Below are 22,470 nucleotides of genomic sequence, written 5' to 3'. Positions count from 1 at the left end.
TCCGAGGTAGTCATGTGTTACATTGTTACACATGTTGTCAACCTGTAACGATAGCGTCGACACGGTCGAGGCTCAGGTGCTCGAAGCTGCGGCACAGTGCGTCGTCGACTACGGCTTCGCGCGGGTCACTCTCGCCGAAATCGCCCGTCGTGCCGAAGTGAGCCGACCAACGATCTACCGAAGGTGGCCGGACACGGACTCCGTGTTGGCCGCGGTTCTGACCGACCGAATCACCGGAGCCATCGGTCAGGTTCCTGATCACGGTCCTTCGCGTGAACAGTTGGTGGAAAATATTGTCGCCATCGCAGGCCTGCTGCGCAACGACGCAGTGGTGATGTCAGTGCTGCACACTGCACCCGAATTCATGATGGTCTACATCACCGGAAGACTCGGCGCCAGTCAGCAGTTCGCTATCGCAGCACTGGAAGGCGAGATAGCGCGGGGACAGGCTCACGGCAGCATCCGCAGCGGCATTACCCGTGAACTGGCCGCTATGGTGCTGCTCACCGTGCAGTCCGTCCTCCAGTCAGGAGTACTCGTCGAGTCGATGCTCGACGGCGATTCACTTACGACCGAGCTCGCCTACATGTTGAACGGATACCTCGCCTCGTGACAATATTTTCTGCGTCGCTCGATCGCGCGCGTCGCACAAACGACCTGTCCGTACTCGGCAACTCCTCCGAGCCTGTCGACGTCGTCGTCATCGGCGGCGGCATCACCGGCGCCGGAGTTGCGCTCGACGCAGCATCTCGTGGACTCAGCGTGGTTCTCGTGGAGAAAGAAGATCTGGCTTTCGGCACCAGCCGGTGGAGCTCCAAACTTGTCCACGGAGGACTGCGGTATCTCGCCACCGGCAACCTCGGGATCGCACGACGCAGTTCCGTCGAACGCGGATTGCTGATGACCCACAATGCACCTCATCTGGTTTCAGCAATGCCTCAGTTGGTGCCGCTGCTGCCATCGATGTCGACAGGATCGAAAGCGTTGGTGCGTACGGGATTTTTCGCTGGAGATGCGCTGCGATTCGCGGCAGGTACACCGACCTCGACGCTGCCTCGCTCGCGCAAAGTCAGCGCCGCGCGGGCAATCGAGCTGGTGCCTGCCATCGAAAGGGACGGGCTTACCGGTGGTTTGCTCGCATACGATGGGCAGCTGATCGACGACGCCCGCCTCGTCGTGGCGGTTGCCCGCACAGCCGCTCAGCACGGTGCACGAATTCTCACCAAAGTCGCTGCGTCGCAGGCCACGGGTTCATCGGTACGATTGACCGACCAACTGACCGGGCAGAGCTTCGATCTCGCGGCTCGCCTCGTCATCAACGCGACTGGCGTCTGGGCTAGCCAGGTCGACACCTCCATCCGTCTACGCCCCAGTCGTGGAACACATCTGGTGTTCGACGCGAAGGCATTCGGGTACCCGACCGCAGCACTGACGGTCCCGATACCCGGCGAAACGAACCGATTCATCTTCGCCATGCCGGAGCAGTTGGGCCGGGTTTACCTGGGCCTCACCGACGAAGAGGCCCCAGGCCCGATTCCCGATGAACCGACAGCGACGGACGGGGAGGTCGACTTTCTGCTCGCTACTGTGAACACCGCACTAGGCACCGCAGTCACCCGCGAGGACGTGCTGGGAAGTTTCGCAGGCCTGCGGCCGTTGATCGATGCCGGTGAGGGTCGAACTTCGGATGTGTCTCGCAATCATGCGGTGATCGAGTCCCCGAACGGCGTCTTCAGCGTGGTCGGCGGGAAGCTCACCGAGTTCCGACATATGGCACAGGACGTCCTCGACCGCGCCGGGCGTGCACGGGGTCTCGAACTCGCGCCGTGCCGGACTCGTTCGTTGCCACTGGTAGGTGCTCCCGGAAATCCGGCGACGCCACTCGCTCCCCCGCGGGACAGCGTGCCAACATCCGCAGTCGCACGGTACGGAGGCGAGGCCTCGACAGTCATCGAAAATGCAACGTGCGAACGTCCACTCGAGCGGGTTGCCGATGGGATCGACGTCACCCGCGCCGAGTTCGAGTTCGCGGTTCGGCACGAGGGTGCACTCGATGTTTCCGACATCGTCGACCGTCGCACCCGAATCGGTCTGGTCGCCAAGGATCGTGCGGCTGTAGTCGACGTCGCTGCAACGTTCGTCCACTAGCCGGCGCGCAGCCGACCTACAGTGGATGAGGTGGCCCACAAGAAGCGCGCGCAGCCCTCACCCGAGGACAAGACTTGCATATCCTGCGGGCGGCGCATCGAGTGGCGCAAGAAGTGGGCGAACAACTTCGATGACGTCGAATACTGCAGCGCCGCTTGCCGAAAGTCCAAGGTGAGCGGCACCGACCTTCGGATCGAGCAGAAGATCAGAGAGCTGCTCGACGCGCGGGCGCGGGATGCGACGATCTGTCCGTCCGATGTTGCCCGGGCGATGTCCGACAACGACTGGCGGGATCTGATGGAACCGGTGCGGAAAGCCGCCAGGCGAATGGTCGACGCCGGCGAGGTGGAGATCACTCAGAAGGGCTCGGTGGTGGACCCGTCGACGGCAAAGGGACCAATTCGAATTCGTTGGGCTCGTTAGCTAAGGACTGTCAGCGAGCGAGTGCGTCGAGGTTGGTCTCGAACAACAGTACGTTGTAGTCCGACCACCTCGAGGCCGTGAAGTAGAGCTTGTTGCCGCTCGTCACCGGATGGATGAAGGGTGCGTAGATGCCGCCTGCCGTCTGCCGCGAGTCCAGCAATGTGGTCGGAGCGCTCCACGGGCCTTCGGGCTTCTCGGCGGTGCGCGCCAACAGAGTTCGATCGATTTCGTTGCCGTACATCATCACGTACCGCTGCAAGTGATCGTTCCACACAACGGACATCTCACTGACCGGCTCCTCGACCGCGGAAACGGAGTCGGCGACATTTTTCGACCATGGCTTGGCCGGATCCTGCGTCGAGTATTCGTATGCGGCGAGGTTCAGAATGTCCTCGGGCTTTACGCGCGCCACGAAGGCTGCACCGAAACGTCCATTGGGCGTACCGAATTGGTAGATGTACCCATCCTTGCCCTTCGCGTACGCATTCATCTGATACTTGCCGTTGCTCTCCTCGAGTTGTGCAAGTCCCGGAACCGTGACGCCCGCATTGGCGCGAATGGTGGGCAGTGACGTCGTCCAGGTCTGTCCATTGTCGGTTGAGGTCGCGATCGCCGAGAAGTTGGTTACCCATCGTCCCGGTGTACCCCATTCCCGCACCGACATGTAGTTCATGTACTGCACGCCGTCGATGGAGATGGCCGCGGTGGGAATAACGGTGTCCTCGACGCCTGCCACTCCGAGGCTCGGCACGACCTCGCTCGCAAATCTTGGCGCGCCCGGTTCGACGACGGCACCGGAACTCGTGTCGAGTGGTACTCCGTCGGTGATGGTGATGCCGTCGGACAGGTTCGTGTCGTTGGACCGCATCAGAATGTTGCTGCGCCACTCCGATCCTGGCAAAGAACAGTTACCGAACGTGTCACCGAACGCCATCAACGTCTGCCCAGCGGCGTTGTCCCAGCTGATGCCGAGGTCTGTCCCGGAGATGCCGAATCGTTCGTAGGTGTTGTTGGCGCTGACCGGGCCGGTCACCCACGCTACGGAGGAGGTGTTCCCCGAGATCGCCGGCAGTGGACCTTGAGGGCCTGCGGGCTCTTTGCCCGGTCCGCCGCGCGAACTGCCCGAAGAGCCGAACAGCAGTGAAGATCCTGAACCGCCCGCGCCACCACACGGTTCGGCGGTCGCGATAGGTGAGGAGAGAATGCTGAGCCCACTGGCCAGCAGGGTCATCACTGCCCCCACCGCGATTCGCCGACTACGTGCGCGCAAAACGTCCCCCACTGGTTGCTGTTACTGGCGTTACCCCTGCGGCTGATGTGACGAGTGTTACTCAAATCGATTCGCCCCGCAACACATCGAGCCATGTTGATACTTGACAAATACACAATCGGAGGAGTTACACGCGTGGGATTCACCGGCCTGCGCCTCGATGCCCGATTCGGGCAATTGCTACGATCCCTTCGATAAAAGACCGCACGGTCTTGGATGTGGGAGGGTGACGGAATGCCTTATTTCGGATTACTGGTGACGCTGCTGTGGGTGTTCTGCCTCATCGACGTAGTCACTGCAGATGACGGTGGGGTGCGCTACCTACCCAAGTTGGCGTGGTTGTTGTTGGTGATATTCGTTCCGTTGGCAGGGTCCTTGGTGTGGCTGGTGGCGGGGCGACCTATCGGTGGCGGCATCTGGGGCGGAGCCGGCGGCGGAAGTGTCGCGCGGCGGCAGAACTCGTCAGCATTTCCGGAGTACGAAACCCGCCCAGGCCGTCAATTTGCGCAGGACCCGGAGGCAGATGAGGAGTTTCTGCGCCAGTGCCGCGCGAGAGCCGAGGACCAACGTAGGACCGAGCGTGAGCGACGTCAACGAGAAGCCGGCAACTGAACGCCTGGCGGGCGAGTACGCGTCACCACTAGCGCCACCGTACAGCGTACGGCAGGATGGGAGCTGCACGCTTCGTGTGCGAAACCATCCGGCTCCGTGAAAGGTGAAACTCCCATCACAACCTCGGCCGACCCACTGTCCACCATCCTTGTGCGCGGAGCACGCGAGAACAATCTCCGCGAGGTCGATCTGGACCTTCCGAAGCGAAAGCTCGTCGTATTCGCGGGAGTTTCCGGATCGGGCAAGTCCTCCCTCGTGTTCGACACCATTGCCGCCGAAGCGCAACGGCAGATCAACTCGACGTTCACCGCTTTCGCTCAAACATTTCTCCCGTCCTACGGTCGGCCCGACGCGGACCTCATCGCCAATCTCTCGGCGGTCATCATCGTCGACCAGAAGCGACTCTTCGGTGGGCCCCGTTCCACTGTCGGCACGATCACCGATATCGGGGACTGGCTACGCATGCTGTGGTCGCGGGGAGTCACGCCGTCCATCGGGTACGCCAATGCCTTCTCCTTCAACGACCCTGCGGGTATGTGCCAGGAATGCGACGGGCTCGGCGAGGCCAAAGTCGTCGATCGCGACGAACTCGTCGATGAGTCGAAATCGCTGCGCGAGGGGCCGTTCAAACATCCGGATTTCGAACCCGGCAAATGGCCGTACCGAGTATTCGCGGATTCCGGATTGTTCGATCTCGATGTGCCCGTGGAGCAATACTCCGCCCGCGAACGCCACATCTTCTTCGACGCCAAGCCTGGTGAGATCGACGTGCTCAACCCCGATGCCGTGATGAAGAGCTACGAGGGGATCCTCTCTCGCTTTCGGCGCAGCTATCTGTCCAAGGATGCCGACGCACTCAAGGGCAAAGCGAAGCTCGCCTACGATCGCATCGTCACTCGCGGAACTTGCACGGACTGCGGCGGCACTCGGTACAACGAGACCATCCGCAATGCGACATTGGAAGGCCTCTCCCTGCCCGACGCGTTTGCCATGCAGGTCTCCGATCTCGCGGACCGTATCGACACGTGGAGGCTCAGAGATCTCGATGGTCCACGTACAGAGATCGTGACTCAGCTGCGCAGACTCGTCGACCTCGGTCTGGGCTACCTCAGCCTCGATCGCGCCACGGCCTCGCTCTCCGGTGGCGAGTCGCAGCGCATCAAGATGGTCCGGCATCTCGGCGCCACGCTCAACGACATGCTCTATGTCTTCGACGAGCCCACCACGGGCTTGCATCCACGCGATGTACATCGGCTCGACGAGATGCTGCTTGCGTTGCGAGACAAGGGAAATACCGTCTTGGTGGTCGAACACGATCCCGAGGTCATGTCGATTGCGGATCGCATCGTCGAAATCGGCCCCGGTGCAGGTAAAGCCGGCGGGACGGTCGTATTCGAAGGCACGTACGAAGAGCTCACCAAGGCCGATACACGTACGGGCGTCGCCCTGCGACGCGAGAATGCCACGCTGCGCACACCCAGGCTAGCGACCGGGCACCTGCACATCAGTGGGGCGAACACCCACAATCTGCAGAACGTCAGCGTCGAGATACCACTCGGTGTCATGACTGCCGTCACCGGCGTCGCAGGCTCCGGCAAGTCGAGCCTCGTTCACGGGCATCTTCGCGAAGTCGCACCCGATGCCGTCATCATCGACCAGGCACCGATCCGTGGGTCCAGAAGATCCTCGCCTGCAACGTACACCGGCCTACTCGATCCGATCCGCGCGTACTTCGCCAAGAAAACCGGCCAACCGGCGTCACTGTTCTCCCCCAACTCCGATGGCGCGTGCTCCGATTGTCAGGGAAGCGGCGTCATCTTCACAGACCTCGGATTTACCGACCCTGTTTCGAGCACCTGTGAAACGTGTCAGGGCAGACGCTTCCGCCCCGGAGCCATCCGGCACAGCGTCGACGGCGTCAGCATCGCCGACATCTTCGAGATGTCCGTCGAGGACGCCCAGGACTTCTTCGATGTCAAGAAGATTCGCGACATTCTGCGTAGATGCATGGACGTCGGCCTCGGCTATCTTTCGCTCGGCCAGAACCTGTCTTCCTTGTCCGGTGGCGAACGCCAGCGCCTCAAACTGGCGGCCGAACTCGTCGGGTCTTCGCCGATTCTGGTGTTGGACGAGCCGACGACGGGCTTGCATCCTTCGGATGTGGCCAACCTGATCGAGCTACTGTCCGGCATGGTCGAGGAGGGACGCACGGTAATCGTCATCGAACACAATCTCGACGTAGTTGCTGCTGCGGACTGGGTCATCGACCTCGGTCCGGATGGCGGCCACAACGGTGGGCTGATCACCTTCACCGGAACTGTGGCAGACCTGGTGCAGACCGAGACGCACACGGGGACATACTTGGCTCGTAGTCTCGGGCGTTAATTCATCTCGTCCGACGAGCTGGAGGTCAATTCTTCGTGCGCACGCGGCAATCGTTCAAGGTTCTGCTCGGCACTGCAGCACTCGCCCTGTTGGTGGGCGGATGCAGTGGAACAGCAGACGACCGACCGGACACATCGGCGCAGGATTCGTCGACGTCATCGGCCGACGGCTCGTTTCCCAAGACGGTGGTTTCCGGTCCCGCCGATTCCGGAGTCGACATCACCATCGAGTCGCGCCCGAAGTCGATCGTGTCTCTCAGCCCGACTGCCACCGAAACATTGTTCGCCATCGGTGCGGGCGATCAGGTGGTTGCCGTCGACAGCCAGTCGGACTATCCGGCCGATGCCCCGAAGACCGACTTGTCGGCCTACACCCCCAGTCTGGAAGCGATCGTGGGATACGAACCAGACCTCGTCATCGCCTCGGACGATATCGGCGGGTTGGTCTCCGGTCTCGTAACGGCAAACATTCCGACGCTGCTGCTGCCCGCCGCAACGAGCATCGACGACGCCTACGCCCAGATCGAGCGAGTCGGTGACGCCACCGGTCGCGAAGCCGAAGCAGAAGCGATGGTCGAGCAGACTCGTACCCGCATCGAGGACGCGGTCGCCAGTGTCCCCGCCGGCGAGCTCACCTATTTTCACGAACTCGACTCCGAGCTGTACACGGTCACGAGCCAGAGCTTCGTCGGCCAGCTCTACGGACTGTTCGGTCTCACGAGCATCGCCGATGGCGCGGGAAGCAACTACCCGCAACTCGCCGCCGAGTCGGTGGTGACGGACGATCCCGACATCATCTTCCTGGCAGATTCTCAATGCTGCGGCGTCACCGCGGAATCCGTTGCCGCACGGCCCGGGTGGAGTTCGATGCGCGCTGTGCGTAATGGACGCATCTACACGATGGACGAGGATCTCTCGAGCCGGTGGGGCCCACGTATCGCCGATCAGGTCGAGGCAATTGCAGCGGTGCTCACCGGCGAAAAGTAACCCCGACGCTCTTGCCAGGTCCGCTCACGGATCTGCGGTCACCGAAGCGGAAGGCGCCTCTCGCGGGACGTTACCGGTGAAGAACAGGGCGCCGACGCCGACCAGCGCGGCAATGGAAAGGGCCACACGCAAGGCCTCGAGTCGAGCATCGGAATTGACGTCGACGATCTGTTCGGCACTCGACTGCGGGACCGCTGCGTCGGCCAGTGCTGCCTCGAGCTGCGTGTCCGAGAGAAATGGAACGCCGCTCGCGAGTTCGGTGGTCGCCTGCGCTTTCACCGAGTCCGGAACGTCGGGGTTCATCTGCACGCCGGCAACGATGGCCGCGCTCAGTGTGGCGATGAGTACCGACCCGATCAGTGCGGTTCCGAGCGATGCTCCGAGGTTCGTTGCGGTGTTCTGTAGCCCGCCGACTTCCGCGCTCTGCGAATCCGGCACAGCGGAGACGGTAACGGCGCCGAGCTGCGAGGCCAACGCCCCGAGTCCCAGTCCCATCAGGACCATCGGCACCGCCACGATGCTCGCATTGGCTCCGGGGTCCAATCCGGTGACCAGTACGAGAATGCCGACGATCATCGCCCCCCAACCCAGACGAACTACGCGACGAGGGTTGGCGCGGGGCCAGAGCTTGGGAATCCCTGCGGCCGCGAGGAGGAGTGCGACCGAGAGTGGGAGGATTCGAAGCCCGGTCTGCAGTGCAGTCAGTTCCAGGACCACGGACAGGAACAACGGCACCGTGAAGAAGACGCCGGCTTGGACGGTGAACTGCGCGAAGAACATCGTGAGGCCGCCGGAAAGTTGCCGGTTGCGGAGCACCTTGGGATCGATCAGCGGCTCCCGTCCGGTCTCGGCAAGGTGCGTCTGCCATCTCATGAACACGTACAGGAGCAACGCACCTGCCAACAGCAGCCAGATCACCGGGGACAGTCCTGCTATCTCGGCACCGCCCGGGGTGGGACGAATCCACCCCCACTCCCCCGACCTGAGAACTCCGAAGACGAGCATTCCCAGGCTTGCCACCGACAATGCGGAGCCGACGAGATCGAGTCGGACGCGGACCGGCGGGACGTCATTGATGCGGCGCAGCACCAGTACGATCGCCACGACGAGAAATGCCTCGCCGACGAAGACGTACCGCCACGAAGCGAACGTGGTGACCGCACCCCCGATCAGCGGGCCCGCCGCCACGGCCATTGCACCTGCGGCAGCAACCAAACCGTATGCGGCAGCTCGCTTTTCGGGCGGAAAATTCGCCGCGACCAAGGCGACGATCGCCGGCATGATCAGCGCCGCGCCCACACCTTCGAGGAAAGCCCACCCGATCAACAGCACCGCAAGATTGGGAGCCGCTGCAGTGGTCAACGTCCCGACCCCGTAGATCACGAGTCCGAGTGCGAAAGCTCTACGCCTTCCCATTATGGTGCCGATCTTGCCGCCGGTGATCATCAGCGTCGCCATGACCAGCGTGTACAGCGTGATCGCGGTTTGGATGCCCGTGATCGTGGTGTCCAGGTCCTCGGCCACCGTTGCCATCGACACGTTCATGACCGAACTGTCCAGAGTCATCAGGAACTGACTCGACGCCAGCACCGTCAGCACCAGACCCGAGCCAGTCTTCGTTCTAGCAGTCATGGACACCCCTGTTGTAGGGAGCCAGTATCGCGCAGCTCGATCCGCCGGAGATCACCCGTCGAAGGTGACCAAGGCCGATCATCCGCAACCGCCATCGCCGAGGCAGGATCACGAGCAAGGTGTGCAGATGACTCGATCGCACAGGTTCACCGATCGATTCACTCCCCCCGGCCGTGCACCGGTCTGGCGTTCGCTGGGGGTTCTCCGACCTCGTCGATGGTGTGGCCGCTGCAGGACGTCCTGGTCACGGTGGCCCGCTCGACACGCGGGATGGCAAACCATCGCATTGCGTCACGCTTTCGGCACCATCCGATCAAGTACCACTGGCCATTCGTGGAGGCGAACAGCACCGGCTCGACGTCGCGGGTGGTCGTGGTGCCCTCTCTCGATGTGTAGCGAATACGGATCACTCGCTGCTCGGCCATCGCCTCTTCCATGGCCGACTTCGTTGCGCGTGAAGAGGAAGGACCCGCGTCGACCCACACACGGCGAGCTAGATCGTCGGCCCTTCCTCGCGTGATGGGATCGAGAACATCCATGACCTTTCGGATGCCGGCTGCTGCCAGATCGGAGTAGGGGGCATCCGCTGCAGCGGACACGGCCGCCATGAGAGCCACGGCCTGCGCCGGTGACAGACTGACGGGCGGCAAGGACGCGCCCTTGGCCAATCCGTATCCACCGCCCGGACCTGGGCGCGACCATATAGGCCTGCCGCTGTTCTCCAACGCGTCGAGGTCCCTTTTGATTGTCCGGACGGACACTTCGAACTCTTTCGCCAACCGGTCGGCGGATACCCCACGCGCGCCGCTGCGGTGCAACATCTCTGACAGAGCATGCAGCCGTTCTGCTCGCTTCACGGTTCGGACCGCGGCCAATTCATGACACAAATAGTGACATACCACTGTCCATCGGGCCTGCAAGGCTTGTGGCATGCCGACCACTATCAACAGTCCGACCATCATCCTTGTCGCCGGCCACTGGCTGGGCGCTTGGGCGTGGGATGAAGTCCTCGATCACCTGAAAACAGACCAGTCTCCTGCACTCGCAATAACACTGCCAGGCCTCGACAGTGACGATCCCGAGCGTGCGACAAGGACTCTCGACGACCAAGTCGAAGCGATCCTGGACGCCATTGCTCGACACGGGAATCAGCCCGCAATTCTCGTCGCTCACAGTGGGGCCAACGCTCCCGTCAGCCTCGTCATCGACCGACACCCTGAGCTTGTCCAGCGGGTGGTGTGGGTCGACTCCGGCCCCGTGGCAACCGGAAGTGTCCACGCCCCAGACCTTCCGGAGGGGTTGGAGGAGCTTGCGCTGCCGTCGTTCGACATCCTCGCGCAGCAGGCGAGCCTCGAAGGCCTCAGCGCAGAGGTCCTCGAGCGTTTTCGGGCCCGGGCCGTCCCCGAACCCGGCCCTGTACTTCGTCAATCCGTCGAGCTCACGAACGACGCCCGCCGCGAAGTCCAGACCACCCTGGTGTGCTGCTCGATCTCTGGCGCGCAGGTGCTCGAATTGGCCCGAGCGAGCCATCCCATGTTCGCCGAGGTCGCAAACCTCGAACGCCTCGACGTCGTCGACCTCCCCACGGGGCATTGGCCTATGTGGAGCCGACCCCTCGACCTCGCCAAAACAATTCACTCAGCGGCTTCTCGAACCAACTGAACCGCACGCACAATTCGGAGGGGCCAGCCGAATCCGGCTGGCCCCTCCGATCGCTTGCACCGCACGTTGGGCCGACTGCTGGGCCTGCGCCCGCCGGCTACATGCTCGAGTGTCCGGTCAACTGATCTAGACGACGCCTGACCTGTGCAGTTCCTCGATCGAATCCGCACTGCAACCCAACTCCGCGAGTACCTCGTCGGTGTCGGCGCCGTGTGCACGCCCGGTGTGCCGGATGCTGCCGGGACTCTCACCCATGCGCCACATGACGTTCTGCATGCGAACAGGACCCAAATCCTCGTCCTCGACGGTGGTCACCATCTCGATCGCGTTCACCTGCGGGTCATCGAGTAGTTCACTCGGCTTGTACACCGGCGCCACAGCAGCACCGGCCTTTTCGAACTCGGCAACGACTTCGTCACGGGTTCGATCTCCGATCCAACCACCCACGTATCCGTCGAGTAGATCGGCGTGCGCGGCACGCTCCCGCCCCGTCGCGAACCACGGTTCGTCGATGACTTCCGCGTGACCGACCAATCGCAGCACCCGCTCGGCGATCGAGTTCGCACTCGTGGAGATGGCCAGCCAGAAACCGTCGGAGGTCTTGTATAGATTTCGCGGTGCGTTGTTGCTCGATCGATTGCCCGTGCGCTCGAGGTCGATCCCGAGCTGATCGGCGTAGATGATCCCCGGCCCCACCGCAGTCATGATCGGACTCAGCAAGTCCAAGTCGATGACCTGGCCTTTACCGCCGTTGTTCGTTCGATGCAGTAGTGCCATGGATACCGCGGACGAGCCTGCGATGCCGGCCAGCGAATCGGCGAGGCCGAAGGCCGGCAACGTCGGCGGCCCGTCGGCAGGACCGGTCAGGTGCGCGAATCCGCTCATCGATTCGACGAGAGTTCCGAACGCGGGCCGCTTGGAGTAGGGCCCGGTTTGGCCGAAGCCCGTCACGCGCAACAGGATCAACCCAGGGTTGTCCGCCGACAACACGTCGTACCCGAGACCCCAGCGCTCCAACGTGCCAGGCCGGAAGTTCTCGACCACGACGTCGGCGTCGGCGACAAGACGGCGAAAGATCTCCGCACCTTGCTCGTTACCCAGGTTCAACGTCATGGTGCGCTTGTTTCGGCTCACCATCGTCCACCACAGCGGGTGACCGTCCTTGTCCAACCCGTGCCCGCGCATGCCGTCGGGTCGGGTCGGATGTTCGATCTTGATGACCTCGGCACCGAAGTCACCGAGGATCTGCGCTACCAAGGGTCCGGCGAGAATCGTGGAGATATCGAGGACTTTGATGCCCTCGAGTGGGCCGGTCACTTGTACGGGCGATGCAGGTAGCGTCCGGCCGGACTGCCGGATACCGAGCAGTCGGCCAGCACACGCTGTCCACGGACGAAGGTGTCGGTCACCTTCGCTCCCAGCTCGAAGCCCTCGAACGGGGTGTACTCCTGCGTCGACTCCGAATCTTCCGGACGCACGGTCCAGGTGTGCTCCGGGTCCACGAGCGCGATGTCCGCGTCCATGCCGACAGCGATGTCGCCCTTGCCCGGAAGTCCGTAGCGCGAAGCTGGATTGAGCGAAGTGAGCTCGGCGATACGACGCCAGCTGAGTCCGCGCTTGCGGCCTTCGGAGACCAAACCGGGGAGCAAGTACTCGGCACCACCGAATCCGGATTTCGCGGCGAAGATGTCACCACGATCCTCGGCGAACTTCTTCTCGTCCTTGCAGCACGCGTGATCGCTGACGACCCAGTCGATGTCACCGGCAAGCAAGTGCTCCCACAGTGCTTCGACATCGTCTCGGGGGCGCAGCGGCGGGTTGACCTTACCGCCGAGTCCGTAGGCGGTCTCGATATCGGCGAGCAGGTGCCCGATGGTGACCTCACGACGGAAGTTGACGTGCGGGAACGCCTTTGCCATCCTCATCGCGGCCGTCATCGCCTTACGCGAGGACAGGTGCAGCAGGTTGATGTTCGGCAACTGCGTCTCGTCTGCAAGGAACGCCGCAATGGTGACCGCAAGTCCCTCGGAATGCGGAGGGCGGGACGCGCTGTAGGCGGCGAGGCCGTGGAGGGTTCCTTCCTCTTCGACGATCTTGGTGTAGGCACTCATGATCTCGGCGGTCTCACAGTGCAGCGACAACGAGATGTGCTCAGCCTTGTCGCCCAACTGTTCACGGGCCGCCTGGATCCCACGCATGACGAATTCGAAATGCGCCAGATCGTAACGCTCACCCTCCGGCGTCATCAGAAACTCGCTCTGATCGACGCTGCGCCCGTGCAAGCCATGGCTGCCGTAGAACATGAAGATCTTGAACGAGGTCACGCCGTGGTCGGCGATGAGCGACGGGATCTCCGCGATGTGCTCCTTCGACATCGGCGCCAGGTGGTACGCGTAATCGACGTACGGGCGCCCCTCGGTCGCTTCGAGTACCTTCGGGAACACATCCGCATAGGACCCACCGGTGTTCATGTAGTACTGCCCGGTGCGCATGTAGGACAACGAGGTCGTAACGCCGCCCTGCACACAGGCGCGGGACTCGGTTTCGGCATCTTCACCGAGCGGGTTGTAGATACCCCAGTGTTGATGCGCGTCGACCACTCCGGGGAAGGCGATCTTGCCTGCAGCATCGATCACGGTATCCGCCGCGTCGGCCGGAATCCCTGCTTCGATCCGGGTGAACTTGCCGTCTTCGATGAGCAGGTCGAGAAGCTCCCCGTCTTCGGGGGCATCCGAGCCTGGACGGACGACACGTGCATTGGTGATCAACGTAGACATCTGGTGGATCCTTTCGAAATGGGGAGAAAATCAGATGTAGCCGGCGGCGAGATACGCCAGGCCGAGAGCAGGTAGCAATCCGTTACCCGCGAGGTAGCCCGCGGCACCGTGGCCGGAGATTCCCATCGCCGCACCGCCCGACGCGAACAGCCCGTCGATAGCCGTGCCCGACGGGCGCAGCACCCGAGCGTTCTCGTCGACGACGAGTCCACCTTGGGTGTGGAACAACGCTGGGACGATCCTGATCGCTGCATACGGCGCCACCAGCGTGTGCTCGAAAGAGGTGCGACCGTATGGATCTGCGATTATGCCCCGGGCAAAGCTGTCGAGAGTGGAAAGTTCGTTCACGACTGCGTCCGAGGGTAGGCCCGTCGCCTCGGCAAGCTCCGCGGCACCGTCCGCCCAGAGAACCGCACCCGACTCTACAGTCTGTCGAAAGTCTGTGAAGGACAAACACTTTTGGTAGATCGAGCGATCGATGACGATCCAGCCCTCGGAGTGTGGTCGGGCAGCGAGGGCGGCTGCGTACTCGGAGTAGCCGGTGGTTTCGTCACCGAACCGTCGGCCTTCCAGATCGAGCACGACACCACCGTGCATCACCGTTGCCCAACCGACGAGCGTTCCTGCTTTCTTCGACAGCGCCGCATGCCCTTGGTAGGAATCGAGAAATCTCGACTCGGCACCCAGTCGCGTGCCGATGCTCAGCGCGTCGCCTACCGAATATTCGCTGCCGTGATACCGAGCCGCAGCAATCTCCGGAACCTGGTCGGCGACGAGTTCAAAATTGGCACCATAACCATTGGTGGCCAACAGCACAGACCTCGTCGGTATCGATTCGGTGCTGCCGTCGGGAAGTGCGATCACCACACCGTCGACTCTGCCATCGACATCGACCGTGACGTCGGTGAGCCGAGCCGGCACCAACAGATCGATCTTCGGCTCATCGGCAACCGCGCGGACGAGATGATCGACGATCGCGGTACCGTGACGGCCCTCGACTGTGTGACAACGCAATTGCGAGTGACCTGGATAGGAAAAGTCGGTGACGAGTTCCAGCGGCATCTTCAGGTAGTCGGCCAACCATTCCACCAGTGGCGCGCTGACATTTGCCAAAGTGTGAGCAAGGCTTTCGTCGGCCGTACCCTTGGTTTTACGGAGAATGTCGTCGAAAAATTGTCGAGGTGAATCTTCGATCCCGGCCTCACGCTGCCAGCGTGATCCGGCCCCTGGAATCATGGCCGTCGACATCGCGGTGTTGTTGCCACGCTTGAAGTGCCCGCTCGCCTCGACGACCAAGACATCGAGCCCACGCTCGGCAGCCCGAAGCGCCGCGACGAGTCCGCCGCCCGCTCCGGCCACGACGAGGTCGGGTCCGTTCTCGCTCATGCCGACGTCACCCATCTCGACTGCAGCCCCAAGAGTTGGAGCGCAATCGCGGTCGGGTCGACGACCAGTGGTCGCACGGGGGGATCAGCCAGTTCCACCGCCGAGCAGGCGTTGATAGCGACGTCGCAGGTCATCGATGCCGCACGCTCGGTCACCGCGCGGCCCCAGGCCTGCGAGTCGGCGATATCGGCAACATCGAGGTCGAGGACTTTCGTCGGGTCGGCAATGATGTCGTACGACGCCAGTCGTCGGTCCAATTCTGCTGCGATGGCATCGTTTCGAGCCAGTGCGCCGATGTGCAAACCTTGAGAGAGGAAGAACGACACCGTCAATCGTGACAATCCGTACATCGGACGCACGAACGAATCTGCCTCTTCCGCACATGGATCGAGAACACAGTCTGGTAGAAACCCGTCGAATCCGGTCGAATCTACACTGCGAAATGCCTCGGCGAGCGCCTTTTCCGATGCTCGGATCGCTTCCTCGGTGTCGAGAGCGGAAGGTGCGACTGCGCCGATGTTGCGTAGTTCGACCGACACGGTCTCCGGTGCGAGCTGATCATAGCGTTGCTGTCGACGACGCAGTTCTGCGTCGGCGACATCGATGGGGGTGAAAGCCAAGAGGCGCATGTAGGCGTAGCTCCTATATTCCGAGGTAGGCGGCCTTGACGCGATCGTCGTGAGCAAGCTCGGATCCCGTGCCTGTCAGCACGATCGAGCCGCTCTCGATCACGTAGGCGCGGTCGGAGATGTCGAGCGCTTGAGCGGCGTTCTGCTCGACGATGAGCACAGTCACACCGGTATCGCGAATACGAACGATTGCATCGAGAACCTGAGCGGCCAGCTTGGGGGCCAACCCCACCGACGGTTCGTCGAGCGTGAGAAGCCGCGGCCTGGCCATCAATGCACGACCGATGGCAAGCATCTGTTGCTGGCCCCCGGACATGGTGGCGGCGAGCTGATCACGACGCTCGGCAAGGATAGGGAACAGGTCGTATACCTGGTCCAATGACTCCTTGACCGTCGTGCGCTTCTGTGTGTAGGCACCCATTTCCAGATTCTCGAACACCGGCAGCGCACCGAACAGAGCGCGGTCCTGTGCAACATGAACCAAGCCCGCCTTGACGATCCGATCGGCTCGCATCCCGTGAATGGGATTCCCATCCAGCATGATTCGACCGCCGGTCGACGAGACCAGCCCGGACAACGCTCGCAAGGTCGTCGTCTTACCTGCCCCGTTCGCGCCGATGAGCGAAACGATCTCGTTCTTTGCGATGGACATGTCCAGTCCATGCAGAATTTCCAGACGCCGGTATCCAGCGTGCAAGTTGTCGATCTCGAGCATCATGCCGTCTTCTCCTCACCGAGATATGCCTCGACGACGCGGCTGTCCTCGATGACCGTGCGTGGATTCCCCGAGGTCAGCACAGCACCTTCGTGCATGACGACGAGTCGCTCGGACAGCGCCATGACCGCCGCCATGATGTGTTCGACGAACAACACTGTCTGGCCCTCGTCGTGCAGGGTGCTCAGCAGCTCGATCATCGGTGCCCGCTCGGCTGGTACCAATCCGGCGAGGACTTCGTCGAGCAGAACGACCCGTGGCTCCATGGCCAGCGCCCGTGCCAGCTCGAGCCGTTTGAGACCGGCAGTGGACATGGTCGACACTTTGCCGCCGACCTGGTCCGAGAGCTGCACTCGATCGAGTACCTCGAGTGCATGTCGGCGAGCGTCCCTACGCGATCGACGCTTGCTCAGCGCTGCGACGGTGACATTCTCGAGCACCGACATCGATTCGAACGGTCGCATGAGCTGGAAAGTCCGAACGAGTCCGCTGCGTGCGATTTTGTTGGCCGGCCAACCTGTGATGTCTTTGCCGTCGAATATGATTCGGCCCTCGGTGGGTAGTTGCTCGCCGGACAGAAGCGAGAACAGTGTGGTCTTACCCGCACCGTTGGGGCCGATGATGCCCAGAAATTCGTGCTCGGAAACGTCGAGGGTGACGTTTCGCACGGCATGAATTCCGGAGAAGGATTTACTCAGACCTTCGATGCTCAGCAGGCTCATCGAAACCACCTCTCACGGATAGTGCCGAAGATTCCCTTGGGTAGGAATATGACGATCAGGATCAAAATCACCGAGTAAACCGCTACGTCGAGACCGATTGCGCCATCGAGGAATCCGAGGAATCCCGGTGGGTTGCGCAGCAGTTCGTTGATGATCTCGGACAGCGGCCCGATTACTGCGGCGCCGAGGACCGGGCCCCAGATCGTGCCGATTCCACCGATGACGGCAGGAACGATGGCTTCCACCGACACGGCGGATCCGAAGGCCTGTTCAGGACCGACGAAAAAGTAGTACTGCGTGTAGTACACGCCGGCGACCGCAATGAGTGCACAGCTGGCTGCGACCGCGATGAGGCGGTACTTCATCGTATCGATGCCCAGCGACGCGGCTGCGGTCTCGTCGTCGCGCACCGCTTGCACGAACTGACCCGCTCGGGACCGCACGTAGAAGATGGTGCCGAGCACGGCAAGCGCGAGAATCACCAACGGGATCCAGATGTAGTTGGGACTGCCCTTCTCGAACTGCAGCATCCACCACGAATCACGAGGCAGGAGCGGCACATTGAATCCTTCGGTCTTGTGGAAGACCTCCAGGTTCTGCACCAGCAGCAGGAACATCTGCGCAAAGGCGAAGGTAGCCAACGCGAAATACGAACCGGCGAGCCGATAGCGCAGACACAGATAGGCGAGCAGCGTTCCGACCGAGGCCGAGATCACCGCGGCGACCGCCATCGAGATCCAGGGCGAAATTCCGTGATCCACCAGCAGGTAGGCCCCGGTGTACGCACCGATACCGAAGAACGCGGCGTGGCCGAAGCTGAACATCCCGCCGAAGCCGCTCATGATGTTCCACGCCACTGCCATGAGGGCGAAGATCAGCGTCCGAACAGCAACGGTCTGAGCTTGTTCACCGAGAATCAGTGGCAGCGCCGCTACGACCGCGAATCCGATGACGAGCGTGATGAGCTGCCGTTTCAGCCAGGTGTCTTTCAAACGAGAATCTTCTGGCACCGACGTCGGTGCTGTCACAGTGGCGGTCATCGGCGGGCTCCGTACAATCCTTCGGGCTTGAGAAACAGGACGAGGATGAACACCGCGAACACCAGGATGAGTGATCCGGTACCGGGAAGGAAGAGAGCTCCGACCGTCTGCACCAGGCCGATCACCAAACCGCCGATCACGGCACCGACGACGCTTCCGAGACCGCCGAGCACGACGATGACGAACGCGAGGATGGTGAACTGCTCACCCACCGACGGGGTGAGACTGGTGAACGGGGTCATCAATCCCCCGGCGACGGCCACGCATGCCGCACCGATGCCGAATGTCAATGCGTAGACGCGGCCGATGTCGACTCCGACGAGTTTGGCTCCTTCGGAGTTCGACGCCACCGCGCGGATGGACAGTCCCAGCGGGGTGCGCTTGAGCACGGCAGTCAGGGCGACGGCGACCAGAGCCGCTCCGATGAAGGCCAGAACCCGCGGCCACGACGCCACGGCTCCGAGAATGGACACCGACCCGTCGATCGGGGCTTGAACCGATTTGGGCCTTCCCCCGAAGATCATCAGCAAGACGTTGATGATGAGCAGAGACAGACCGAGCGTCACCAGTAGTGGGCCGTCGTGGCTGCCGCTGATCGTCAGCTTGGTCAGCAGGGTTGCCTGCACGATCATGCCGAACACGAACATCAGCGGCACCGCGATGACGGTGGCGAGATATACCGGAAGCCCGGCAGTGGACAACGCATACACGATGTACATCGCCATCGTCAGCATCGCACCCTGGGCGAAGTTCACGATGCCCAAGACTCCGAAGATCAGTGTCAGACCGACCGAGATCAACGCGTACACGCCGCCGAGAAGCAGTCCTGAAACCAGCGACTGGGTCACCAGCCCTTGATCCTTGCCGCCCACCAGATAAATGACGGCCATGATCACCACGACGACGGCCGCCACGCCCACTGCGGGGTTCATCCCCGACAGCGTGCGCCGCTTGACTGGTGCCGTCGCAGTTGCTGCGTCGGTCACTGTCCGGACCCGACTGGGAACTCGATTGCGTCCGTGGCGAATTCCTCGGGGAAGACCTGCGCTACTGCACCATCACGGACCTGCATGACGATGACCGTTGCGTTCTTGTTCTGACCGGTCTCGTCGAACTCGATGGGTCCGTCGAAGGCGAGCAGTGGATCTTCGATGGAAACACCGGAGATGGCGTCGCGCAGAGCCTCTGGATCAGAGTCCTCGCCCTTCTCGAGACCTGCCGCGATGACCTCGACGGCCTGGTAGGACAGCATTGCCGCGGTCTCCATCGGGCGTCCGAACTGCTGCTGGAAGCGGCCTCGAATCTCGTTGGTACGCTCGCTCGTCGCGTCGAAGTGGTAGTTGGCGCTGAGCACGCCCTCACCGGCAGTTCCTGCCGCCGCGGGGAACGAGCTGTCGTCGAATGCCCCGTTGGCAATCCCGTAGACGCCCTTGACCTTCAAGTTCAGCTGTTGCACAGCCTTGGCGATGAGGAGACCGTCCGGGAAGTAACCGGTGGCGACAATGACATCAGGGTTGCTGACCGCTGCCTCTCGGACCTGAGTGGTCGCATCGGAAAAGTTCGTTGCGGGATAAGTGATTTCCTGTACCGAGGAGATGCCCTGGTTGGCTGCTTCGGCTTCGAATGCGTTGAAGACACTGTCTCCGAACGATCCTTCGATATGCAGGTAGGACACCTTGTCGATAGCCTGCCCAGTCTGCTTCTCGATCGCCGCCAGCGCTTTGGCGCCATCGGTTCCCATGCTGGAAGCGTTGGGCTGAATACGGAACGAGTACTGGTAGCCCTGATCCAGAATCTTGTCGTCCACAGCGACATCGATGACGAGAGGCACTCGAGACCGTTCGGCGACCGAGGCGACATTCTGTGTGACGTCACTCTGGTAGGTACCGACGAGTGCGACGGCACCGTCGTCGATCAACCGCTGTGCCTCACTCTGCCCGACCTCCGCCTTGCCCTGACTGTCGCCGGAGACAAGCTCCAACTGACGGCCCTCGAGCGAGGAGATTCCGCCGGCGGCGTTGATATCGGCGACTGCCAATGCGGCGCCGTCGTTCATCAAACCGCCGACACCCGCGAGTGCACCCGTGGTGGGGTGAACGGAGCCGATCTTGATGGGGCCCGAATCGTCGGAACCCGAAGAGGATCCACACGCTGCTGCACCCACTACCGCGACGGCTGTCAGCACGCCTACAAGCTTCTTCATTGTCTGCCTTTCGCGCCCACTAGGCGTCGAGTCGAACCGTCGCCCATTGCGGCGAGCGTTCCGCTCAGCGCACCAGGCAATCGGTGATCTATTCGCTTGGGACCGAGTATGGCACGCATCACGGCCATAGAACAGCACCTTTGATGAAATTCTTGTTACGCGTACGGTTCGCTCAGCGGAACGCTAGAGTCGACTCGATTGCTGAACCACAATCTCCCCCTGAATCCGGAAGGATGGTCGAATGGTCACGCCGCCCAGTTCCACCTCACTGGCCGAAACATCCACCGGCACAGAGTCGGCAGATCGTGTGGCGGATGTGCTCCTCGCATTCGCACAGTCCGATCGTGCGCTCGGTGTATCGGAGATCGCCCGACGCCTGCACCTGAGCAAAGCCGTCGTGCATCGGATCCTGCAGTCGCTGGCCTCACGGTCGATCGTGCAGCCGATGGCAGGTGAATCGACGTACTCACTCGGCCCGGCCGCGATAGGCCTCGGCACGAAGGCATGGAGCCAACTCGACGTCCGATCGATCGCCGCCCCGGTGCTTCGGACATTACGTGCGGAAACCCGTGAGACGGCGACACTGTCCGTCCTCGTCGGCCACCGGCGCGTCTATCTCGATCAATACGAAAGTCCGCAGGAAGTGAAGATGGTCGTCGAGATCGGTCCCCAGTTCCCACTGCACTCGGGGGCATCGAGCCGCGCAATCCTCGCCTTCCTGCCGGACCACTTCGCCGTCGAGGCACTCGAGGAACTTCAGGGAACCACCCCCGACGTCGACGCTGTGTCCTTTCATAAGCTTCTCGCCGAAATCCGCGACATCGGATACGCGACATCGATCAACGAAAGAAACACGGGCGCGGCCTCCATCGCTGCACCGTTCTTCGACGCGTCCAATCATGTTCTGGGCTCGGTCAGTTCCTCCGGCCCTGCTTACCGCTACGCCTCGACCGCAGACGAGCAACATGCCATCCATGCCCGCCAAGTGGTCACCGCAGCGCGGTCGATCACCCAGATCCTGGAAGCTCGAGCTACTCGATGACTCGCACAGATTCTCGCTCGTTCCTCTATGTCCCTGCAGTCAAGCCCGCACTCTTCGACAAGGCTGCCCGCGGTGACACGGATGCCGTCATCATCGACCTCGAAGATGCGGTACCCCTGTCCCAGAAGGCAAGTGCACGAGAAGCCGTCAGCGAATGGTTGAAGTCGCGCGAGCCTACGGACACCGAGATATGGGTCCGGGTCACTCCCGAATTTCTGGCAGAGGACCTCGACGCGGCCGCTCAGTGCGGAGTCGCGGGCATCATGATCGCCAAATGCTCGACCACCACGCTGGCCCGCGCGGACGAGCTCCTCACCGAACTCGAGTCGACACGCAAGCTGGACACCCTCGCCGTGATCGGGCTACTGGAAACTGCCGACGCCTTGCGCTCCATTGCCGCGATGGCCGACTACTCGCGTGTTCGCACCTTCGGGATCGGCGAGGTGGACCTGCTCGCCGACCTGCGCATCGCGCGCACCCCGGAAACCGAGGCCGTAATCGACACGATCCGCATGCAAGTCGTCATAGGTTGCGCTGCAGCATCTTTGACCGCTCCAGTTGCCCCGACGTCGACAGACTTCCGTGACCTCGACGGCTTCGTGATCACCACCCAGCACTTCGTGGACATGGGCTTCCGCGCCCGAACAGCACTGCACCCGAGCCAGGTTCCCATTATCAACGCGGCCTTGACGCCGTCGGACGAAACAATCGCCTCGGCGCGCCGATTGGTGGAACTCTACGAACTGTCCGACGGCGGTCCGACTGTGGACGACCATGGCCGCTTCGTCGACGAAGCCGTGGTCCGCGGTGCGCGGGAAGTGCTGGCTCGGGCGTAGTC

General features: G+C 62.2%; 21 protein-coding genes and 1 pseudogene. 10 read left to right on the top strand and 12 right to left on the bottom strand.

Annotated features, from left to right (window positions below; genetic code table 11):
- The first annotated feature begins 31 nt into the window (after positions 1 to 31).
- The 4 genes and pseudogenes from BJI47_RS00585 to BJI47_RS24365 all read left to right on the top strand — a co-directional run bounded on the left by BJI47_RS00585 (position 32) and on the right by BJI47_RS24365 (position 2,571).
- Positions 32 to 613, top strand: a complete 582-nt coding sequence (locus BJI47_RS00585) for a TetR/AcrR family transcriptional regulator (protein WP_088941878.1) — start codon at positions 32 to 34, stop codon at positions 611 to 613.
- On the top strand, positions 610 to 2,148 hold the full coding sequence (locus BJI47_RS00580; protein ID WP_088941877.1) for a glycerol-3-phosphate dehydrogenase/oxidase: 1,539 nt from the start codon (positions 610 to 612) through the stop codon (positions 2,146 to 2,148). Before BJI47_RS00585 ends, BJI47_RS00580 begins: the two co-directional genes overlap by 4 nt.
- A gap of 21 nt (positions 2,149 to 2,169) precedes the next feature.
- Positions 2,170 to 2,301: pseudogene (locus BJI47_RS24370) on the top strand (DUF2256 domain-containing protein); the annotation flags it as partial.
- An 18-nt stretch (positions 2,302 to 2,319) separates the two neighbouring features.
- Entirely contained in the window at positions 2,320 to 2,571 is a 252-nt protein-coding gene (locus tag BJI47_RS24365; RefSeq protein ID WP_254900315.1) for a DUF3253 domain-containing protein, read from the top strand.
- A 10-nt stretch (positions 2,572 to 2,581) separates the two neighbouring features.
- Here the strand turns inward: BJI47_RS24365 and BJI47_RS00570 are convergent, their stop codons facing one another.
- Positions 2,582 to 3,802 (bottom strand): DUF4185 domain-containing protein, encoded by a 1,221-nt coding sequence (locus tag BJI47_RS00570; protein ID WP_088941876.1) that lies wholly within the window; start codon positions 3,800 to 3,802, stop codon positions 2,582 to 2,584.
- Positions 3,803 to 4,075: 273 nt separating this feature from the next.
- Between BJI47_RS00570 and BJI47_RS00565 the strand changes: the two genes are divergently transcribed.
- The 3 genes from BJI47_RS00565 to BJI47_RS00555 all read left to right on the top strand — a co-directional run bounded on the left by BJI47_RS00565 (position 4,076) and on the right by BJI47_RS00555 (position 7,824).
- A complete protein-coding gene (locus BJI47_RS00565) occupies positions 4,076 to 4,453 on the top strand; it encodes a PLDc N-terminal domain-containing protein (RefSeq protein ID WP_088941898.1) in 378 nt (125 codons plus the stop codon).
- 96 nt (positions 4,454 to 4,549) lie between these two features.
- Positions 4,550 to 6,838 (top strand): excinuclease ABC subunit UvrA, encoded by a 2,289-nt coding sequence (locus tag BJI47_RS00560; RefSeq protein ID WP_217808486.1) that lies wholly within the window; start codon positions 4,550 to 4,552, stop codon positions 6,836 to 6,838.
- A gap of 35 nt (positions 6,839 to 6,873) precedes the next feature.
- Positions 6,874 to 7,824, top strand: a complete 951-nt coding sequence (locus BJI47_RS00555; RefSeq protein ID WP_088941875.1) for an ABC transporter substrate-binding protein — start codon at positions 6,874 to 6,876, stop codon at positions 7,822 to 7,824.
- A 24-nt stretch (positions 7,825 to 7,848) separates the two neighbouring features.
- On the opposite strand, the gene BJI47_RS00550 is transcribed toward BJI47_RS00555, so the two are convergent.
- Together BJI47_RS00550 and BJI47_RS00545 are read right to left on the bottom strand one after the other, a co-directional pair.
- Positions 7,849 to 9,456, bottom strand: coding sequence for an MFS transporter (locus BJI47_RS00550; protein WP_088941896.1), 1,608 nt, complete (start codon positions 9,454 to 9,456; stop codon positions 7,849 to 7,851).
- Positions 9,457 to 9,614: 158 nt separating this feature from the next.
- Positions 9,615 to 10,313 (bottom strand): YafY family protein, encoded by a 699-nt coding sequence (locus BJI47_RS00545; RefSeq protein ID WP_088941874.1) that lies wholly within the window; start codon positions 10,311 to 10,313, stop codon positions 9,615 to 9,617.
- Positions 10,314 to 10,386: 73 nt separating this feature from the next.
- Here BJI47_RS00545 and BJI47_RS00540 point away from each other — a divergent pair, with 73 nt between their 5' ends.
- Positions 10,387 to 11,118: an alpha/beta fold hydrolase gene (locus BJI47_RS00540; RefSeq protein WP_088941873.1), complete on the top strand. Its 732-nt coding sequence runs from the start codon at positions 10,387 to 10,389 to the stop codon at positions 11,116 to 11,118.
- A gap of 126 nt (positions 11,119 to 11,244) precedes the next feature.
- On the opposite strand, the gene BJI47_RS00535 is transcribed toward BJI47_RS00540, so the two are convergent.
- The 9 genes from BJI47_RS00535 to BJI47_RS00495 are packed head-to-tail and all read right to left on the bottom strand — an operon-like array spanning position 11,245 to position 20,590.
- The gene (locus tag BJI47_RS00535) at positions 11,245 to 12,435 is read right to left on the bottom strand and encodes a CaiB/BaiF CoA-transferase family protein (RefSeq protein ID WP_088941872.1); all 1,191 of its coding nucleotides are present in this window, start codon (positions 12,433 to 12,435) and stop codon (positions 11,245 to 11,247) included.
- Positions 12,432 to 13,895: a dihydroorotase family protein gene (locus BJI47_RS00530; RefSeq protein ID WP_088941871.1), complete on the bottom strand. Its 1,464-nt coding sequence runs from the start codon at positions 13,893 to 13,895 to the stop codon at positions 12,432 to 12,434. Before BJI47_RS00530 ends, BJI47_RS00535 begins: the two co-directional genes overlap by 4 nt.
- A gap of 30 nt (positions 13,896 to 13,925) precedes the next feature.
- Entirely contained in the window at positions 13,926 to 15,281 is a 1,356-nt protein-coding gene (locus BJI47_RS00525) for an FAD-binding protein (RefSeq protein WP_088941895.1), read from the bottom strand.
- Positions 15,278 to 15,910 carry a hydantoin racemase gene (locus BJI47_RS00520; RefSeq protein ID WP_088941870.1) on the bottom strand — a complete coding sequence of 211 codons (633 nt, stop codon included), beginning with the start codon at positions 15,908 to 15,910 and terminating at the stop codon, positions 15,278 to 15,280. Before BJI47_RS00520 ends, BJI47_RS00525 begins: the two co-directional genes overlap by 4 nt.
- Positions 15,911 to 15,923: 13 nt before the next feature.
- The gene (locus tag BJI47_RS00515) at positions 15,924 to 16,628 is read right to left on the bottom strand and encodes an ABC transporter ATP-binding protein (protein WP_176224611.1); all 705 of its coding nucleotides are present in this window, start codon (positions 16,626 to 16,628) and stop codon (positions 15,924 to 15,926) included.
- Positions 16,625 to 17,347, bottom strand: a complete 723-nt coding sequence (locus BJI47_RS00510; protein WP_176224610.1) for an ABC transporter ATP-binding protein — start codon at positions 17,345 to 17,347, stop codon at positions 16,625 to 16,627. Before BJI47_RS00510 ends, BJI47_RS00515 begins: the two co-directional genes overlap by 4 nt.
- Entirely contained in the window at positions 17,344 to 18,387 is a 1,044-nt protein-coding gene (locus BJI47_RS00505; RefSeq protein WP_088941868.1) for a branched-chain amino acid ABC transporter permease, read from the bottom strand. Before BJI47_RS00505 ends, BJI47_RS00510 begins: the two co-directional genes overlap by 4 nt.
- The gene (locus tag BJI47_RS00500; protein ID WP_088941867.1) at positions 18,384 to 19,373 is read right to left on the bottom strand and encodes a branched-chain amino acid ABC transporter permease; all 990 of its coding nucleotides are present in this window, start codon (positions 19,371 to 19,373) and stop codon (positions 18,384 to 18,386) included. The genes BJI47_RS00505 and BJI47_RS00500 overlap by 4 nt, the downstream gene beginning before the upstream one ends.
- Positions 19,370 to 20,590 carry an ABC transporter substrate-binding protein gene (locus tag BJI47_RS00495; RefSeq protein ID WP_088941866.1) on the bottom strand — a complete coding sequence of 407 codons (1,221 nt, stop codon included), beginning with the start codon at positions 20,588 to 20,590 and terminating at the stop codon, positions 19,370 to 19,372. Before BJI47_RS00495 ends, BJI47_RS00500 begins: the two co-directional genes overlap by 4 nt.
- A gap of 241 nt (positions 20,591 to 20,831) precedes the next feature.
- Between BJI47_RS00495 and BJI47_RS00490 the strand changes: the two genes are divergently transcribed.
- Both BJI47_RS00490 and BJI47_RS00485 read left to right on the top strand, forming a co-directional pair.
- Positions 20,832 to 21,632 carry an IclR family transcriptional regulator gene (locus BJI47_RS00490; RefSeq protein ID WP_088941865.1) on the top strand — a complete coding sequence of 267 codons (801 nt, stop codon included), beginning with the start codon at positions 20,832 to 20,834 and terminating at the stop codon, positions 21,630 to 21,632.
- Positions 21,629 to 22,468 carry a CoA ester lyase gene (locus BJI47_RS00485; RefSeq protein ID WP_088941864.1) on the top strand — a complete coding sequence of 280 codons (840 nt, stop codon included), beginning with the start codon at positions 21,629 to 21,631 and terminating at the stop codon, positions 22,466 to 22,468. The genes BJI47_RS00490 and BJI47_RS00485 overlap by 4 nt, the downstream gene beginning before the upstream one ends.
- Positions 22,469 to 22,470: the final 2 nt, after the last annotated feature.

Origin of the sequence: Rhodococcus sp. 1168, from assembly GCF_002091955.1 — a bacterium.
Taxonomy (GTDB): domain Bacteria; phylum Actinomycetota; class Actinomycetes; order Mycobacteriales; family Mycobacteriaceae; genus Rhodococcoides.
This window is presented reverse-complemented; position numbering and strand designations above follow the sequence as displayed.

Coding starts and splice junctions, on each gene's coding strand:
- BJI47_RS00565 (WP_088941898.1), top strand. CDS start 4,076: ATGCCTTATTTCGGATTACTGGTGACGCTGCTGTGGGTGTTCTGCCTC.
- BJI47_RS00585 (WP_088941878.1), top strand. CDS start 32: ATGTTGTCAACCTGTAACGATAGCGTCGACACGGTCGAGGCTCAGGTG.
- BJI47_RS00520 (WP_088941870.1), bottom strand. CDS start 15,910: ATGCGCCTCTTGGCTTTCACCCCCATCGATGTCGCCGACGCAGAACTG.
- BJI47_RS00515 (WP_176224611.1), bottom strand. CDS start 16,628: ATGATGCTCGAGATCGACAACTTGCACGCTGGATACCGGCGTCTGGAA.
- BJI47_RS00490 (WP_088941865.1), top strand. CDS start 20,832: ATGGTCACGCCGCCCAGTTCCACCTCACTGGCCGAAACATCCACCGGC.
- BJI47_RS00525 (WP_088941895.1), bottom strand. CDS start 15,281: ATGAGCGAGAACGGACCCGACCTCGTCGTGGCCGGAGCGGGCGGCGGA.
- BJI47_RS00550 (WP_088941896.1), bottom strand. CDS start 9,456: ATGACTGCTAGAACGAAGACTGGCTCGGGTCTGGTGCTGACGGTGCTG.
- BJI47_RS00485 (WP_088941864.1), top strand. CDS start 21,629: ATGACTCGCACAGATTCTCGCTCGTTCCTCTATGTCCCTGCAGTCAAG.
- BJI47_RS00540 (WP_088941873.1), top strand. CDS start 10,387: ATGCCGACCACTATCAACAGTCCGACCATCATCCTTGTCGCCGGCCAC.
- BJI47_RS00570 (WP_088941876.1), bottom strand. CDS start 3,802: ATGACCCTGCTGGCCAGTGGGCTCAGCATTCTCTCCTCACCTATCGCG.
- BJI47_RS00495 (WP_088941866.1), bottom strand. CDS start 20,590: ATGAAGAAGCTTGTAGGCGTGCTGACAGCCGTCGCGGTAGTGGGTGCA.
- BJI47_RS00530 (WP_088941871.1), bottom strand. CDS start 13,895: ATGTCTACGTTGATCACCAATGCACGTGTCGTCCGTCCAGGCTCGGAT.
- BJI47_RS00510 (WP_176224610.1), bottom strand. CDS start 17,347: ATGAGCCTGCTGAGCATCGAAGGTCTGAGTAAATCCTTCTCCGGAATT.
- BJI47_RS00505 (WP_088941868.1), bottom strand. CDS start 18,387: ATGACCGCCACTGTGACAGCACCGACGTCGGTGCCAGAAGATTCTCGT.